A 15,730-nucleotide genomic window follows, 5' to 3' on the forward strand; every position below is an offset into this window, starting at 1 on the left:
CCTTGCTGTGTGTTGTTGTATATACTAATTCCTGTACTGTCTATAGCAATTTCGATATCTTCCATATTATTTTTATCAATTCTGCAATCATTTATCTTAATATTAAGTTTCTTAAACCTTCTTGATGCTTGTGAATAGCTGATAACTGCCAAATCTCTTCCTATTTGTTACAAATACCCTTTTATAAACCCGACTGTTTGTCTTAAACCAATTCTAAAGAAACTGACGATTATATGCACCAAAATCACAACTTTATCACTATAAATATAGTTGCCGCCCTGCATTTTTGGACAATTCTCGTACCAATTTTCTATGGCGTCATTGATATAATAAAAAATGCTTCCTCTTTCTTGGAGAAATTTGTTATATTCATGGCAGTTACTGACTCTCATTTTTTGTGGCATATTTTTTCTTCAACAGTTAAATGGCTATTTATAATGAATTTTGTCAGTAACTGCCAGTTCTTTTCACTTGAGCGATGCAACAAAGCCCACTGGGATCCAGGAATTTTATTAAGTTGGTAAGCATAAAAGTGTTATGTAAAATACAACGTTCTTGATGGGATTGCGTGAAATGCTGGATTCCAGTGTCAAGCACTGGAATGACATCACAGGGGCACTGGAATTTTTGTTTCAATATTTGTACATTAGCCATGCATCTGAACAGATACTGTAAATTAGCTATATTACATTGGCCCATCAGATGAGTTGTAATGGTTATAATTGTCTGATAAGTGATCTCTAACATCGTGACCTAACTCATTGGCATCAGGCTTAACTTCGTGATCTAACTCATTAGCATCGAGCTTAAACAAAGAAGGATTATCATCAGATTGTTGATTAGACTCTTTCTCTTTCGACCCAAATAACCATGAAAAGAGTGATGAGATAGAATCAATAATGGATTTAATTGCTGAAAAAATATTGGATAAGAAATTACTGGGTTGCTGAGTATCCTCTTCGGCTGATTCTGGTTCAGGCTCTTTTCCTGCTGTGTCATCCACATCTTGTTCAGGCTTACTTCTGCTTATGAGTGTCTTATCTAACCATTTGGACATATTCTTGTCTGGATTATGAAAATACATTTTCTCTATGTCCTTGTTTTCATCAACAAAAATTACTACAGTTGCATTCTGACTTAATGACCCTTCATTTAATCTATAACGTTCACTAACGAGCGATTCATGAGAGTTCTTTATATCTTGAATCAATCGAAGTTTTTCTTCTTCTACTAAAAGGTAACCTCTGTGTTGTATAGCATAATTGGTCCCTTTGTACTTAAATTGCAACATTCCTGTAACCTCTGTGTAGTCATCACCTTTTTGTTCTTCTTCTGGCTCTGGATTCGTGCGGTTTTCATTTACCTCTTCTTCAGACTTACTTCTGCTTATAAGTGTCTTATCTAGCTGTTTGAATATATTTTTGTCGGAGTTTCGAAAATACATTCGACTTATCTCCTTATTTTCATCAACGTGAATCGATAAAACTGTATTCTCATTCCCCAATCCATCACATTCACTAACGAGCGATTCATGAGAGTTCTTAATGTCTTTGATAAATTGAAATTTTTCTTCTTCTGAAAAGTACTTGTATCTTACGTTATAAGTGGTGCCTTTGCATTTAAAACTAAATATCCATCCATGGTCTTCATATTCATCTAGTCCAGAATTCTTGACACGTTGTATAATTTGAAATTTTTCATCTTCTGAAAGGTCCTTGAGGTATATACTACCAGTTGTATCTTTATATTTGAATTTAAACATCCATCCATGATCTTCATATTCATCTACTAGTTCACGAATATTCTTGACATTTTGTATAGCTTTAAATTTTTCTTCTTCTGAAAGGTTCTTGTGATATTTATAAAGTGTACCTTTATACTTAAATTTAAACATCCATCCATGGCCTTCATATTCATCTACACCCATCTGCTTGCAAATAGCTTTATAATTTTTTTCTTCTACCTCTCGTCCAATGACATTCGCTATGAGTTCAGTATCCAGAATATTCAAAGTTTGGACTGTTGCCGATGGTGAAAAACGCAATTGAAATATGTGGCCTAGCTCATGACCTAGAACAAAATCCATGGCACTTTGCTTATATGTCAGAATATTCTGACAATCTGTTACTCCTCGTGTAATATATCCTGGACCACCATCTTCATCTATGCCGAGAAGATTGTTATACTTTGTATAATCGCTTCTATTATTAAAAATGTGAACCGTTATATTGTAACTTGCATTACTATTTTTCAAGCAAAACTTTTCTTTAAATGCTTCATAGGCAGTTTTAATGTCTGTTTCTATTTGGTTTTGTTCCTGCTCAGATAAGTTGTCGTATTTTATAGTACAATTTATATACCCGTATTTAACGGTAAAGCTGTTAGACAAAACATCATGTATATTTGTGGAAAAATAATTGAACTGCTTTGACTCAGCTTCCTTATACAATTGATGCCCATATTTATCCCTAGAATACTTTGGTAGTTTAGGTACTTTGGCAATTAAGTTTTTGTTACTATCAAAAAAAGAAATATCAGAATTACCAATCCTAAAATCCTTTATAGATTGCCCTCAAGTGCCATCATTTGCACAATCATGATTATCTTTCTTATTAAACCATGCGTTGGTGTATTTTTCCATTTTGATACCTCACTACCAAACCTTACTATATTATTATCTTGGTAAAAATCATAATAATTCGTTAACTTGTATTTTAAATCTGTATCAAATGTGCTTTTCTCGTAAGGTATCAATTGTGAAGTAATTAACTTTATTTGTTTAAAATTTTGCTAAAATAGCTCTTTTTATACTATGTTTTACATAGCTAAACTGACTTAGATTTACTGACAATTTGAAAAACAAAAATTCGTCATTCCGCTACTATAGTATTTTCTAAAACGAATGATAAACGTCTAAAATGGTATTACCAACTAAAAGGTGTAAGTTTGTACATTGATGCATTAGAGGTCTGAGGCGACTTTTGATGGTGTGCCAACAATGCTCTATCGGATTTATAGCTCTTTTTACAATAATCCGAACAGACCGTAATATGCTACTGGCCTGCTATAGCCATAAACACATATCTTATCGCATTCGGACTATTATAAGAAAGGCTATAGATCTTACTATTACCCACAAATATAAATGTTTGTTGCATAGCTCTTAATGGCATAACTTTTGCTTGAAATAACTGTTTATATGGTGCAATTTACAGCTTTTAGTTGCTAAAATTATAACTCTTAGTTTAATAATTTTAATCTAATAAGCTTTCAGGTTAATAAAATTAAATTATTTGAGTAAATACAATACTATGTTTTTATTTGTGGGTAATAGTAAGGCTTAAAGCAAAATGTAGTACGAACGGTAGGTGGATCTAAAAGATAGAATTACAATCCTGTATACAGCATTTTGCATTATTGTTTGATTATATTTATAGGTACAAAAATGGCTAGAATAATTTTCATGGGAGTAGATGTTTCCAAGGAAGCATTGGACATCTCAATTAATGGCAAGCATAAGCGCATAGCAAACGTGAGTGATGCTATATCTAAGTTTATAGAAACAAATATAGTCGATTTACCCATCAAGTTATGTGTAAGCTGGTGGCTATGAAAAGCTCATTATAAAATTGTTGCAAGATAACTGTCCATAAAGCTCACCCGAATCGGGTATATGCATTTGCCAAAGCTTGCAATCATTTTGCAAAAACTGACAAGTTATATGCTAAATTACTGGAAAAATACGCTGAATTTGTCAGTAAAGACGGTGAAGTAAAAGGATGTATAATTTCACAAAAGCAAGAGGAATTAAAGGAGCTGGGGGCAGTTGAGCGTAATTTAAATGATGCAATTCATGCAAACAAGTGTCGCCTGCAAAGTGCGACGGGAAAAGCTAGAGAATACATAGAAAGACAGATAGGGTTTGCTGAAAAACAATTGAAAGAAATTAGGCAAGACATAGAAGACGCAATAGCTGAATTGAAAGGAAAAAATGAGCTTTTAATCAGCTATAAAGGTATTGGATCAAAGACGGCGAGCGTTCTACTGACAGAGGTGCCTGAGCTTGGTAGATTAGAGAATAGAGAAATTGCATGCTTAGTTGGAGTTGCACCTAAAACTAGTGAAAGTGGAAGAAAAGTTGGCAAAGCTCAAATCAAAGGAGGCAGGTTTTATGCAAGGAAAGCACTATACATGTCAGCTCTTGTTGCTATGCGGCACAACAGAAAAATGAAAGCGTTTTATCAGCGTTTGGTTGATTCTGGCAAAGCTGCTAAGGTTGCATTAGTTGCTGTCATGAGAAAAATTATCGTTTGTTTAAATGCCATGATAAAAAATAACAACTTTTATCTTGACTCTTAAGACGGTAGATGACAGACCATTGATTGTATGGGTTCCATCTGTTATATATAATCTTTTTGAATACGAAGAAAACTGATGAATGAGTATGATATTACGGTTATAGGTAGCGGTCCTGGTGGTTATATAGCGGCAATTAGGGCGGCACAGCTTGGGTTTAAAACTGCAATTGTGGAAAAAGAAAAAAATTTAGGCGGTATATGCTTAAATTGGGGATGTATACCAACAAAATCACTGCTTAGAGCATCTGAGGTTTATAGGCTAATAAAAAGATCAAAAGAGTTTGGTATAGAAGTAAAGGGAGCGAATTTTGATATGCAATCAATAGTGAAATACTCAAGAAACGTTGTTGATAAATTGTCAAGCGGTGTTGCATATTTGATGAAAAAAAATAATATCAAAGTTCATCAAGGTTTTGGTAAACTTGCAGGCAATGGTACTATAAAAGTCGTTAGCGATAAGGAAGAACAAGAAATTGTTTCCAAGCATATCATTTTAGCAACAGGCGTGAGGGCACGGAATCTGCCTGGAATAGAGGCAGATGGAGATTTAATATGGAATGCGCAGCACGCTATGACTCCAGAGAGATTACCAAAATCGCTACTAATTATAGGGTCTGGTGCAATTGGAATAGAATTTGCAAGTTTTTATAGTACTTTGGGTGTTGATGTAACAATCATAGAGATAAAGAGCACTATTTTGCCGCTGGAGGATAAGGACATTTCAGATTTAGCACAAGAAATATTCACAAAACAGGGGATAGAAATATATACAAGCAGTAGCGTAAAAGCTCTTACTAAAAGTAAAGACTCTGCTCAAGTGCTACTAAGTAGTGGTGAGAGCAAAGAATTTGAGAGAGTGATTGTTGCGGTTGGAATTCAAGCAAATATTGAAAATATAGGTTTAGAAAATACAAAAATTAAATTAAGCCCTTCTGGCTTTATTGAAACGAATGAATGGTATGAAACTAGTGAATCAAATGTGTATGCAATAGGTGATGTAGCTGGCCCACCATGTTTAGCACATAAAGCGAGCCATGAATCCGTGATCTGCATTGAGAAGATTGCTGGTAAAAATGCTCATGCGTTAAAAAAAGAATGCATACCAAATTGCACTTATTCTCATCCACAAATAGCGAGCATCGGCCTTACTGAGGAACAGGCAATAAAAGGTGGGTATGATATAAAAATAGGAAAATTTCACTCTAACTTTAATGGTAAGTCTGTTGCACTCAGTGAAACTGAAGGGTTAGTGAAAACGATTATAGATAAAAAAACCGGAGAAATTCTGGGTAGCCACATGATAGGTGCAGAAGTAACGGAGTTAATTAGCAATTTTGCTCTTGCAAAGCAACTAGAAGGAACAGACTTCGACATAAAATCTACGATTTTTCCTCATCCAACCATTTCAGAGATGATACATGAATCAGTGCTTGCTGCAGATGTTAAATAGTTGAACTAACGTTCCATCGTTTTAGAGTTGTCAATGTCTTGAGTAGTAGTTTGATTAGGCACTTTAGTTTCAATAGATTGATTACCACCAGCATCAGAATTCTGTAACTCTTCTTTCAATCCCTTAGCTGCTTCTTTAACTTCAAGCTTTGCCTTTGGATGAAGATCTTCTGGGCCTTTTCCTTTAGTATCCAAACCTTGTTGTAGATTAGTGCTTTTCATTTTATTATGCTGCTCGTGCTCAGGTAGGTCAACGACCGAATTGAAAAGAATTTTTATTATATTTTTTAGCAGTTCTAAAAAACCTCCGCTTCTGCCTTCTCTTTGTTCTTGAGGTTTATTTTTCTCATTAGGTTCTTTTTTACTATTACTTTTAGGCATTTTTAACTCAACTATCATAACGCTTAATAAAATTCTACGTGCAAATTGTTAAATAACAGTTAACAATCTAGGATTTATTATTTACAGATGGATATTATTTTAGCAACAGGTGGCACAGGCGGACACATTTTTCCAGCTATAACTTTAGCAAGAGCACTAAAGGCACAAGGATATAGTTGCATAGTATTTACTGATAAAAAAACAAATAAAAATACTGACGTGGGAAACTACACCTTGCCATTATGTAAACCAAGCAGCAACAAATTTAAGTTTTTCCTTTTCTTGATATACAGCTCTATGTTAGCACTGTATCAAGTAAGAAAATTAAAACCAAAATCGGTCATTGGTTTTGGTAGCTATGCTTCTTTTCCAACTCTTCTTGCAGCAAGAGTTCTTTCTATACCTATAATTTTACATGAACAAAACACAGTTTTAGGGAGAGTAAATAGATTCTTTTTCAAGAGTGCAAAATTAATTGCAACCAGCTTTCCGGAGACTAAATATGCAGAGTGCAATAAATGTATTTTTACAGGAAATTTTGTTGATATAAAAGCACAGAGCCATTCTAGCACTGAGAAAATCCTAAATATATTGGTCATAGCAGGCAGCCAAGGTGCAGATTTTTTTGATGATGTAGTAAGCAGCGTAATTTGTGATTTACCTATTAAAATGAAAAAGAAAATTAGAGTGACGCAGCAATGTACGAAGAAAAATTTAAACAAGGTCAAAAGTCTATACAAAAGTGAAAAGATCGATTGTGAATTGAGTGAATTTTTTGATGATATGGAGAATAGACTGGCCAATGCTCACTTGGTAATTAGCAGAGCAGGAGCAACTTCAATAGCAGAGATCACTCTTGCTAGGCGTTCTGCTATATATATTCCTTACCCTTACTCAAAAGATAATCACCAATTTTATAACGCAAAATATATTGAAGACTCGAGAGCAGCTATAATAGTTAAGCAGAATAGTGAAGCAAAAAAAAATCTAACAGAGGTACTATTTGATCTATTAAATAATTCTCAAAAATTGCGTGATATGACCAATAGTACAGAAAAAACAGGGATAAAGAATGGGACTACTAAGTTTGTTAAGGTGATTGTTCACAGGTTTAGTTGATGGCTGCTTGCTTTTTCTTCAAACACGTCCCAAAGATCCTTTTCTAGCGATATATTATACAATTTATTGATATAAACTACTCCCGTGGGTGAAGTTGTGTTAATTTCGAGCAGGAAGTCATCTATAATATCAATACCAACAAATATTAGCCCTCTTTTCTTTAATTCAGGACCAATTTTGTTACATATTTCACTGTTTCTATCGTTCATTTGAGCGGGCTCAAAACTTGCTCCAAGTCGCATGTTTGTTCTGATCTCTCCACTGATTTTTGGAATTCGTTTCATTACACCAATTGGTTGGCCATAAAGTAGCAATATTCTTTTATCTTTATCTATGTTTTTACAAAATGATTGTGCAATCACAGGGCATTCGTATTTTGCTATCATGAGATCCACTACTACTTGAATACTATTCTCATCTTGTATTCTTATCACATCGTTTCCTCCATAACTATACAATGGCTTCAGAATAATATCTTGATAGTTGTAGTAGAAATCTCTAATCATTGATATATTTTCAGTAATCAAAGTTGGCGGAATTAGCTCTGGAAATAATGAAGTTATCAATTTTTCAGGACAATTTCTTATTTCTGTTGGATTGTTAATTACCAATGCGCTGGTTTTTTCCAAGATATATGTTGTTGTAATATAACGCATATCAAAGGGTGGATCCTGTCTGATAAATATGATGTCCATTTCATTCAAGTTGGTTGCTACATCCTCTTTAGAGATAAAACTAAAATCATCAACGCTGACTTTCCGAGCCAGAGCAATTGGATGGTTTAGCTTTAGTGCTAAATTGTTAGGAGCATAGACAAAAACTTCGTGCTTCCTCCTTTGTGCTTCCTTTATTAGCACGAATGTAGTGTCAGTTTCAAAATTTATATTTTCATCCATCTGAAAGGCAACTTTCATTTATGTTCTCTACCTATTGTCACAATTGTACAAATGTTATAATTTGAAAGCGATTTTTGCCTAATGGCGTAACTTACTGTACCTATATCGTACATAACTTACAACTTGTTTTACTCCCTTTACTTTTCTTGCAATTGCTATTACAGCTTTTAATTCCGCTTTATTTTGGGCTATACCCATCAAATAAACAACTCTATCAACCGTATTAACGCTATAATTAATTGACTTAATATTTCTTTTTCCCAGGAGTCTTGTTCTTATTTCCGCTGTTATCATGCCATCTACAGTGGTGTCTAGCATGGAAGCCATTTGAATTGGTATTACTCTTATTTCATTTATCACTTCTTTAATTTCTTTTTGCTGCCAAGCTATTTTTTCTGCTGTAAGTTGTTTTTCAGGAGTGTCAACACTTCCAATGAGCAATACTCTTCCTTCACTTACTTTAACCTTTATGGATGAAAATAGCCCATGTTTTAAGAGCCCCTTATTAATTCTGATGACCATAGTCGTATCATCAATGATATTTCCCAAGGATTTGTCCTGCATTGTTATTGCTGTTGCTGTCGCTGTAGCCACCACACCACCTATTATAAGGGTTGTGCAACCACTTTGTGTCATCAAAAAAATTGCGAGTAAGAAGCTTGTTATTAATCTCATTATTGATTTTCAGGGTTTAGAGCTTTCATTAAGAAATGTTAATAAGCTTTTTTGATTGTGTAAATACCATAAATTAAGTAAGACTTTAAATCTTGAATATTTTTAATGGAATACCTATAATAGGGTACTGAAAATTTCTTGCGGATATGGCGGAATTGGTAGACGTGCCAGGTTTAGGTCCTGGTGAGCTTGCTCGTGGGGGTTCAAGTCCCTCTATCCGCACTTTAAAGTCATGTAACTTAGGTTTTAAGGGAAAATTTATAATCACTAAATACACTTTTGTTTGTGTAAAAACCTGTTCTTAAGGATTGTGTTTAACTTAAATTCTGGTAAAATGACTCTATTAAGATATGAATTAAAATGTTAATAAAATGAATTATGATGTCTAATAATATACCTCAAAATACAGTCGAAGTAAGTAGCGTATATACCTACAAAGAGCTTAGTATAGATAAACTAAAGTATGAGTATGAAATCACAGTTGGTAGTGATTATATAAAACAAAAGGTAAATTCCAGGTTGCAAGAGATAGCAGAAAATGCAAAATCACCTGGATTTAGGGCTGGAAAGATGCCCTATGACCTTGTTGTTGCAAATTATAAAAACGAGGCTTTGGAATATGTGATAAATAATACAATTGATTATTGCTCAAGTGATTTGATGAAAAAAATTGAAGTCAAGTCTCACATTTATCCTAAGGTTGATGTTATATCATTACCAGATCTGGGCAAAGAAAATGAGGAGGGCAATTTTGTATACAAGCTATCTTTTGAGTCGATGCCTGAAGTACCGATGATAGATCTTGACAAAATAAACTTAAAGAAAATTGAAGCAAAGATTGAAGAGGAATATATAAAAGAATTTATTGATTCTATCAAAACAAAGTTCCCCAATTTTGCCTCTGTTGATGATGCTTCTTATCAAGCGAAAGATGGGGATAAATTGATAATTGATTTTGAAGGGCGGATTAGGAATAAGCTCTTTCAAGGTGGAAGTAGCAAAGATTTTGCCGTTAATTTAGGGTCTGGCACATTTATTAATGGTTTTGAAGATCAATTAACTGGTATGAAAAAGGGAGAAACAAAGAACTTTAAGTTGAAATTTCCTGAAAATTACCAAGCCATTTCCCTTGCAGGACAGGAAGCTGATTTTTCTGTGCGAGTTAATGAGATTCAAATTGCCAAAGATTTTGAAAATGATGATGAAATAGCTAAGAGTATTGGGTTTAAAGATTATTCTTTTCTAATAAATCATGCAAAAAAAATGATTGGTGATCAGTGCACCGAAATGAGAAATCTCTTAATTAAAAAGGAGCTGTTTGATTATTTGGATGCTAATTATAGTTTTGATTTACCCACAGACGTAGTAAAACAGGAGCAACAAAGAATGGAAGGAGAGTTGGGTGCTCAAAATGATTCTCGTAAAGAAGCTGAAAAACGTGTAAAGCTTGCTATGTTATTTATGAAATTTAGTGCAGAACATAAAATATCATTAACTCAAAATGATGTTTTGGGTGTTCTTGTAAATCAATATGTCAGTAAAGATGTGCAATTTGACAGAGTACTTAAGCATTTTGAATCAAATAAACAATTTCAAGAATTAGTTAGAGGGCAAGCGCTTGAGTATAAAGTGACAGATTATATAATAGAAAAAGTTAGTAAAGAAGAGCAGATTGTTTCTGTGAAAGAATTAAAGGAATTATTTGATAATATTTAATAGGAAAAGGTATGACTCTTATACCAATTGTAGTTGAACAAACTAGTCGCGGTGAGCGCGCTTATGACATATATTCAAGACTAGTGAAAGAAAGAATAATTTTTGTAACAGGTCCTATTGAAGACAATATGGCCAGTGTAATAGTAGCACAGCTTTTATTTTTAGAATCGGAAAATCCCGATAAAGACATTTGTATGTACATCAACTCACCAGGTGGTGTTGTAACTGCTGGTTTGTCGATCTACGATACAATGCAGTATATAAACCCAGACGTTTCAACTTTATGTATAGGTCAAGCTGCGTCTATGGGTTCTTTATTGCTTGCAGCTGGTACAAAAGGTAAGCGCTACTCTCTACCTCATTCAAGAATTATGATACATCAGCCATCTGGTGGTTATCATGGTCAAGCAACTGATATAGAAATACATGCTAATGAAATTTTGCGGGTTAAGAAAAAACTAAATCAAATTTATGAAAAACATACTGGAAATTCACTGAAGAAAATTGAAGGAATGATGGAAAGAGATAAATTCATGGATCCTGAAGAAGCAAGGAAAATTGGCTTAATTGACAGGGTGATAGCTGAGCGTACAGATATTGAAATTGAAAATATTAAAGTTAAACAAAAGGTGGGTTAATGGATAACAATAATGATTTACACTACTGTTCTTTTTGCAACAAGGCGCAAGATGAAGTAGATAAATTGATTACTAACTCTTCGGATGGTTTAAAGGTGTTTATTTGTAATGAGTGCATAGAATTATCCCATAAAGCAATAAGTCAAAAGAAAGATAGATCTTTTAATTCAGATCGTATATCTGATATGAAGCTGTTACTAAAGAAACCTGAGGATATAAAAAACTTTCTCAGCAAGAATGTTGTAGGTCAAGAACACGCGCAACACGTTTTATCTGTAGCTATGTATAACCATTGTCAATCCATGGTACAATTTCATGCTATAAGTGATATTGAAATCGAGAAGTCAAATATAATGCTTATTGGTCCCACTGGTTCTGGTAAGACTTTGCTAGCCAAAACACTTGCTAAAGTTTCAGATGTGCCATTTGCTATGGCTGATGCGACAACTTTAACTGAGGCAGGTTATGTGGGTGATGATGTAGAAAGCGTGTTGTCGCGTTTATTACAAGCTGCAAATTATGACGTTGTAAAAGCACAGCGTGGTATAGTGTTTATAGATGAAATAGACAAGATTACAAGAAAATCTGAAAGCACTTCAATAACCCGTGACGTTTCAGGTGAAGGGGTCCAGCAAGCTCTGCTTAAGATTATGGAGGGTACAGTTGCTTATGTTCCGCCACAAGGAGGGCGAAAACACCCACAACAAGAGTTTATACAAGTGGATACTAGTAACATACTGTTTATTTGTGGAGGAGCTTTTGAAGGCCTCGATAAAATTATTGAAGCGAGAAAAAAGGGAACGTCAGTTGGCTTTGGAGCAGATATAAGTCAGTCTAAAGAGCAAAAGAAAAAGAATGCTTTACATGATGTTCAACCTGAAGATTTAATCAAATTCGGTTTAATACCCGAATTTGTAGGGCGGGTTCCAATAACTGCTGTTTTAGATGAGCTGGATCATGAAGATTTAATACATGTGTTGACAGAGCCAAGGAATGCACTAATAAAACAGTACAAAGCATTGCTTGCGTTTAGCAAAGTAAACCTTGAGTTTTCAGATGAAGCAATATCAGCTATTGCTAAAAAGGCTATAAGCTACAAAACAGGTGCAAGAATGTTACGTGCTATCTTGGAGTCACTTTTGCTTGACATTATGTATACATCTGGAAACGGAGGCTTTGAAGGTAGCACTATAGTAATCACTAAGAAAATGGTAGAATTAGGAAAAGCAACAGTTAATCATAATAACAATGGCAATGTTATAACGGTTAATGATTAATTTGAGGCATATATTATGAACATTGAACGTGCTGTAAGCTCTAGTTTTACTGCATTGCCAGTATTACCTTTAAGAGATGTAGTAATTTTTCCAAATATAATGGTGCCTTTATTCATAGGCAGAGAAAAATCTGTTAATGCACTAGAGTATGCAATAAGTAGTAGTAATCACCAAAATGAGATTTTTCTTGTAGCACAGAAAGATGGCTCTGTTGATAATCCAGAGCCTGAAGATCTTTATGAAGTAGGTGTGTTAGCAAGCATTGTACAACCGTTAATAAAATTACCTGACAATGCAGTAAAAGTTATAATCCGGGGGATAAGAAGGGGAAGAGTTGTAGAATATATTAGCTCTCATACTTTATTACAAGCCAGGGTAGAGTTAGACAGTCATTATAAAGAAGATGAAGACAATATTGACTTAGAAGCTTTAAGGCGATCTGTTGTAGACGCGTTCGATAGCTGGTGTAAGCTAAACAAGAAAAATCAGCCCGAGGTTGACATTAACTCCATTGATCAAATCAAAGAAATTGATCAACTTGTAGACACGGTAGCTTCACATTTAAATATAAAAGTATCAGATAAACAAAGCATACTTGAGGCTTATGACCCAGAAGAGCGTTTAAAAAAAGCTTTTGCTTTTATTGAGAGAGAAATGAGTATTTTGAACGCACAAAACCGTTTATATAAGACAATTAAATCGCAAGTTGAAAGCACTCAGAAAGTTTACTACCTTAACGAGCAATTGAAAGCTATACAGAAAGAATTAGGCGAATTTGAGAATGGTGATGAAGGGAATATACTCAATGAATTTGAAAAAAAGATAAATGAAACAAAGCTTTCTCAGGAAGCAAGAGAGAAAGCTATAACTGATTTGAAGAGATACAAGAAAATGAATCCCATTTCTCCTGAAGCTACAGTTATATCTAGTTACTTGCATTGGTTGCTTGAGTTGCCATGGGGAAAGTACAAAGATGCAAAAATTAACTTAAATGCAGCTAAGAAAATCTTAGATGAAAATCATTATGGCATAGAGAAAGTAAAAGATAGAATAATAGAGTTTTTAGCGGTATTAAAAAGAGTAAAAGAGATAAAAGGTCCTATACTTTGCTTAGTTGGACCGCCAGGTGTTGGTAAAACTTCTTTGGCTAAATCTATGGCAAGAGCAGTAGGAAGAGATTTTGTTCGTATAGCTCTTGGTGGTGTGCGTGATGAGTCCGAGATACGAGGGCATAGGAAAACTTATATTGGCTCAATGCCTGGTAAAATCATTCAACACATGAAAAAAGCTAATTCATGCAACCCGCTTTTTCTGCTTGATGAAATAGATAAGATGGGTTCTGATTCGCGTGGCGATCCTGCGTCTGCATTACTTGAGGTTTTAGATACTGAGCACAATAAACACTTTACGGATCATTACTTGGAAGTTGAGTTTGATCTTTCAAGTGTAATGTTTGTAGCTACGGCAAACAGCTTAAATTTACCACATCCTTTGCGTGATAGGATGGAAATTATACAATTGTCCGGGTATACTGAAGATGAAAAAATCAGTATTGCTACACACCACCTTATTCCGAAGTTAAAGAAGGAGCATGGTTTGTATCAGAAGGAATGGGACGTAACTAATGAGGCGTTATACGAGTTGATACGTTTATATACACGTGAAAGTGGTGTGCGGAGTATGGAAAGGGAGCTTGCAAAGCTCATGAGAAAGGCAGTTAAAGAAATATTGACTGATAAAAATAAGAAAATATCCGTAGTGGTTGACAATTTACAAGATTATTTAGGGGTACGTAAATATACCTTTGGCATTGCGGAAAATGAGAGTTTAGTAGGAATAGTAACTGGGCTCGCCTATACTGAAACAGGTGGTGATATTTTGATGATAGAATCGGTCCTAATTCCGGGCAAGGGAGAAATAAAATACACAGGAAAGCTTGGGGAGGTTATGCAAGAATCTATAAAAGCTGCGTATAGTTATATTCGATCAAATTGTTTGTTTTTTGGTATAAAGCCCGAAAAATTCCAAAATAATGATATACATTTGCATGTACCTGAGGGTGCTGTACCAAAAGATGGCCCTTCTGCTGGCGGCGCGGTATGTACGTCTATTGTTTCTCTTATGACAAATATACCAGTTAACAAAAATGTTGCTATGACAGGCGAAGTGACATTGCGTGGTAGAGTTTTAGCTATCGGGGGCTTGAGAGAAAAATTGCTTGCAGCTCTCAGAGGATCAATCAAAACTGTGATTATACCAAGTGAAAATGAGAAAGATATGCAAGAAATTCCGGCAAGCATCAAAGAAGGGATCAACGTAGTTTTTGCTAAGAATATTGATGAAGTTATGAAAGTTGCTTTAATGCACCCTACTACTCCAATTAATGGTGATGATAATCAAAATAGTGTGCCTTCCTCTATAGAAAATAAAGATGATACTTTTCCTATGTCGGAAACATTGAAGCATTAGATTAAGAAGGTATTATACAATCTCCACTTCTTTTTTATCCGGCAAAAACCCACCAACTTGTGTGTCCCATAAGGATATGACTTGCTTTGTTGTTATGTCATTCATATTTTTTACTTATTCTATCTCCCAGTTTAATTCAAGTAGATGATATATTATAATAGTCCTTTTCATGGAAACCTTTTCTGGTAGATTGCTTTCTAGAAAAACATTGGTCAAGGTGCCAACTGTGGTTTATAATAATATAAATTATATCATAGTTGATTTGCGTTTATCAGAGCTGAGGTATGTTTTATTTTACAAATTTTTTGCCTATTTTACTGTTCCTATTTCTTTTTGTAGGAAGCGGCATATATTTTACTGTTCTTGGCGTGTCAAATGCTTTTTATCAGTTATCTCCACTAGTAGCCATTGTTCCTGCCATAGCTTTGGGTTGGGTTTTATACAAGGGCAATACTGAAGAAAAAATGTATGCCTTTCTAGATGGGGTAAGAGATCTTAATATTATCACTATGTGCATCATTTTTTTACTTGCAGGTGCATTCAGTGAAGTATAGCTCTTTTTACAATAATCCGAACAGATCATAATATGCTACTGCTCTACCATAGCCATAAGCACATATCTTATCCTATTCGGACTATTGCGAGAAGTGCTATAACTAAAGCAATCGGTAGTGCTGATGCCACAGTTATAGCTCTTTTTACAATAATCCGAACAGACCGTAATATGCTACTGGCCTGCTATAGCCATAAAC

12 protein-coding genes, 1 tRNA gene and 2 pseudogenes are annotated in these 15,730 nt (G+C 34.5%); 8 read left to right on the forward strand and 7 right to left on the reverse strand.

Annotation, left to right across the window (positions count from 1 at the left end; translation table 11 throughout):
• From OZD68_RS06810 to OZD68_RS05520, 3 genes and pseudogenes are all read right to left on the reverse strand, one after another.
• Positions 1-404, reverse strand: a pseudogene (locus tag OZD68_RS06810) (transposase); the annotation flags it as partial.
• Positions 405-447: 43 nt separating this feature from the next.
• The gene (locus OZD68_RS05515; protein ID WP_275009216.1) at positions 448-654 is read right to left on the reverse strand and encodes a hypothetical protein; all 207 of its coding nucleotides are present in this window, start codon (positions 652-654) and stop codon (positions 448-450) included.
• A 31-nt stretch (positions 655-685) separates the two neighbouring features.
• Positions 686-2,449 (reverse strand): hypothetical protein, encoded by a 1,764-nt coding sequence (locus OZD68_RS05520; protein WP_220468106.1) that lies wholly within the window; start codon positions 2,447-2,449, stop codon positions 686-688.
• 996 nt (positions 2,450-3,445) lie between these two features.
• On the opposite strand from OZD68_RS05520, the pseudogene OZD68_RS06815 reads away from it, so the two are divergent.
• Positions 3,446-4,359: pseudogene (locus OZD68_RS06815) on the forward strand (IS110 family transposase).
• A gap of 75 nt (positions 4,360-4,434) precedes the next feature.
• Positions 4,435-5,808: a dihydrolipoyl dehydrogenase gene (gene lpdA / locus OZD68_RS05535; RefSeq protein ID WP_182309245.1), complete on the forward strand. Its 1,374-nt coding sequence runs from the start codon at positions 4,435-4,437 to the stop codon at positions 5,806-5,808.
• 5 nt (positions 5,809-5,813) lie between these two features.
• Here the strand turns inward: lpdA and OZD68_RS05540 are convergent, their stop codons facing one another.
• A complete protein-coding gene (locus tag OZD68_RS05540; RefSeq protein WP_006279962.1) occupies positions 5,814-6,206 on the reverse strand; it encodes a hypothetical protein in 393 nt (130 codons plus the stop codon).
• Between the two features lie 69 nt (positions 6,207-6,275).
• Here OZD68_RS05540 and murG point away from each other — a divergent pair, with 69 nt between their 5' ends.
• Positions 6,276-7,307: an undecaprenyldiphospho-muramoylpentapeptide beta-N-acetylglucosaminyltransferase gene (gene murG, locus OZD68_RS05545; RefSeq protein ID WP_182309244.1), complete on the forward strand. Its 1,032-nt coding sequence runs from the start codon at positions 6,276-6,278 to the stop codon at positions 7,305-7,307.
• Here murG and gshB read toward each other — a convergent pair.
• Entirely contained in the window at positions 7,292-8,221 is a 930-nt protein-coding gene (gshB, locus tag OZD68_RS05550; protein ID WP_182309243.1) for a glutathione synthase, read from the reverse strand. The genes murG and gshB overlap by 16 nt on opposite strands.
• A gap of 60 nt (positions 8,222-8,281) precedes the next feature.
• Positions 8,282-8,878, reverse strand: coding sequence for a BON domain-containing protein (locus OZD68_RS05555; RefSeq protein ID WP_182309242.1), 597 nt, complete (start codon positions 8,876-8,878; stop codon positions 8,282-8,284).
• 140 nt (positions 8,879-9,018) lie between these two features.
• Between OZD68_RS05555 and OZD68_RS05560 the strand changes: the two genes are divergently transcribed.
• From OZD68_RS05560 to lon, 5 genes are all read left to right on the forward strand, one after another.
• Positions 9,019-9,100: transfer RNA gene (locus OZD68_RS05560), tRNA-Leu, on the forward strand.
• Positions 9,101-9,259: 159 nt separating this feature from the next.
• Positions 9,260-10,594 carry a trigger factor gene (tig, locus tag OZD68_RS05565; RefSeq protein ID WP_182309250.1) on the forward strand — a complete coding sequence of 445 codons (1,335 nt, stop codon included), beginning with the start codon at positions 9,260-9,262 and terminating at the stop codon, positions 10,592-10,594.
• Positions 10,595-10,605: 11 nt separating this feature from the next.
• Entirely contained in the window at positions 10,606-11,232 is a 627-nt protein-coding gene (gene clpP, locus OZD68_RS05570) for an ATP-dependent Clp endopeptidase proteolytic subunit ClpP (protein ID WP_006280254.1), read from the forward strand.
• Positions 11,232-12,509 carry an ATP-dependent Clp protease ATP-binding subunit ClpX gene (gene clpX / locus OZD68_RS05575; protein WP_182309241.1) on the forward strand — a complete coding sequence of 426 codons (1,278 nt, stop codon included), beginning with the start codon at positions 11,232-11,234 and terminating at the stop codon, positions 12,507-12,509. The genes clpP and clpX overlap by 1 nt, the downstream gene beginning before the upstream one ends.
• Before the next feature lie 15 nt (positions 12,510-12,524).
• On the forward strand, positions 12,525-14,978 hold the full coding sequence (gene lon, locus OZD68_RS05580; RefSeq protein WP_182309240.1) for an endopeptidase La: 2,454 nt from the start codon (positions 12,525-12,527) through the stop codon (positions 14,976-14,978).
• Between the two features lie 385 nt (positions 14,979-15,363).
• On the opposite strand, the gene OZD68_RS05585 is transcribed toward lon, so the two are convergent.
• The gene (locus OZD68_RS05585; RefSeq protein ID WP_182309239.1) at positions 15,364-15,561 is read right to left on the reverse strand and encodes a hypothetical protein; all 198 of its coding nucleotides are present in this window, start codon (positions 15,559-15,561) and stop codon (positions 15,364-15,366) included.
• Positions 15,562-15,730: the final 169 nt, after the last annotated feature.

Source organism: Wolbachia endosymbiont of Drosophila bicornuta, from assembly GCF_028982105.1.
Taxonomy (GTDB): Bacteria; Pseudomonadota; Alphaproteobacteria; order Rickettsiales; family Anaplasmataceae; genus Wolbachia; species Wolbachia pipientis.

Coding starts and splice junctions, on each gene's coding strand:
- OZD68_RS05515 (WP_275009216.1), bottom strand. CDS start 654: ATGGCTAATGTACAAATATTGAAACAAAAATTCCAGTGCCCCTGTGAT.
- lpdA (WP_182309245.1), top strand. CDS start 4,435: ATGAATGAGTATGATATTACGGTTATAGGTAGCGGTCCTGGTGGTTAT.
- OZD68_RS05540 (WP_006279962.1), bottom strand. CDS start 6,206: ATGATAGTTGAGTTAAAAATGCCTAAAAGTAATAGTAAAAAAGAACCT.
- murG (WP_182309244.1), top strand. CDS start 6,276: ATGGATATTATTTTAGCAACAGGTGGCACAGGCGGACACATTTTTCCA.
- gshB (WP_182309243.1), bottom strand. CDS start 8,221: ATGAAAGTTGCCTTTCAGATGGATGAAAATATAAATTTTGAAACTGAC.
- OZD68_RS05555 (WP_182309242.1), bottom strand. CDS start 8,878: ATGAGATTAATAACAAGCTTCTTACTCGCAATTTTTTTGATGACACAA.
- tig (WP_182309250.1), top strand. CDS start 9,260: ATGTCTAATAATATACCTCAAAATACAGTCGAAGTAAGTAGCGTATAT.
- clpP (WP_006280254.1), top strand. CDS start 10,606: ATGACTCTTATACCAATTGTAGTTGAACAAACTAGTCGCGGTGAGCGC.
- clpX (WP_182309241.1), top strand. CDS start 11,232: ATGGATAACAATAATGATTTACACTACTGTTCTTTTTGCAACAAGGCG.
- lon (WP_182309240.1), top strand. CDS start 12,525: ATGAACATTGAACGTGCTGTAAGCTCTAGTTTTACTGCATTGCCAGTA.
- OZD68_RS05585 (WP_182309239.1), bottom strand. CDS start 15,561: ATGATCTGTTCGGATTATTGTAAAAAGAGCTATACTTCACTGAATGCA.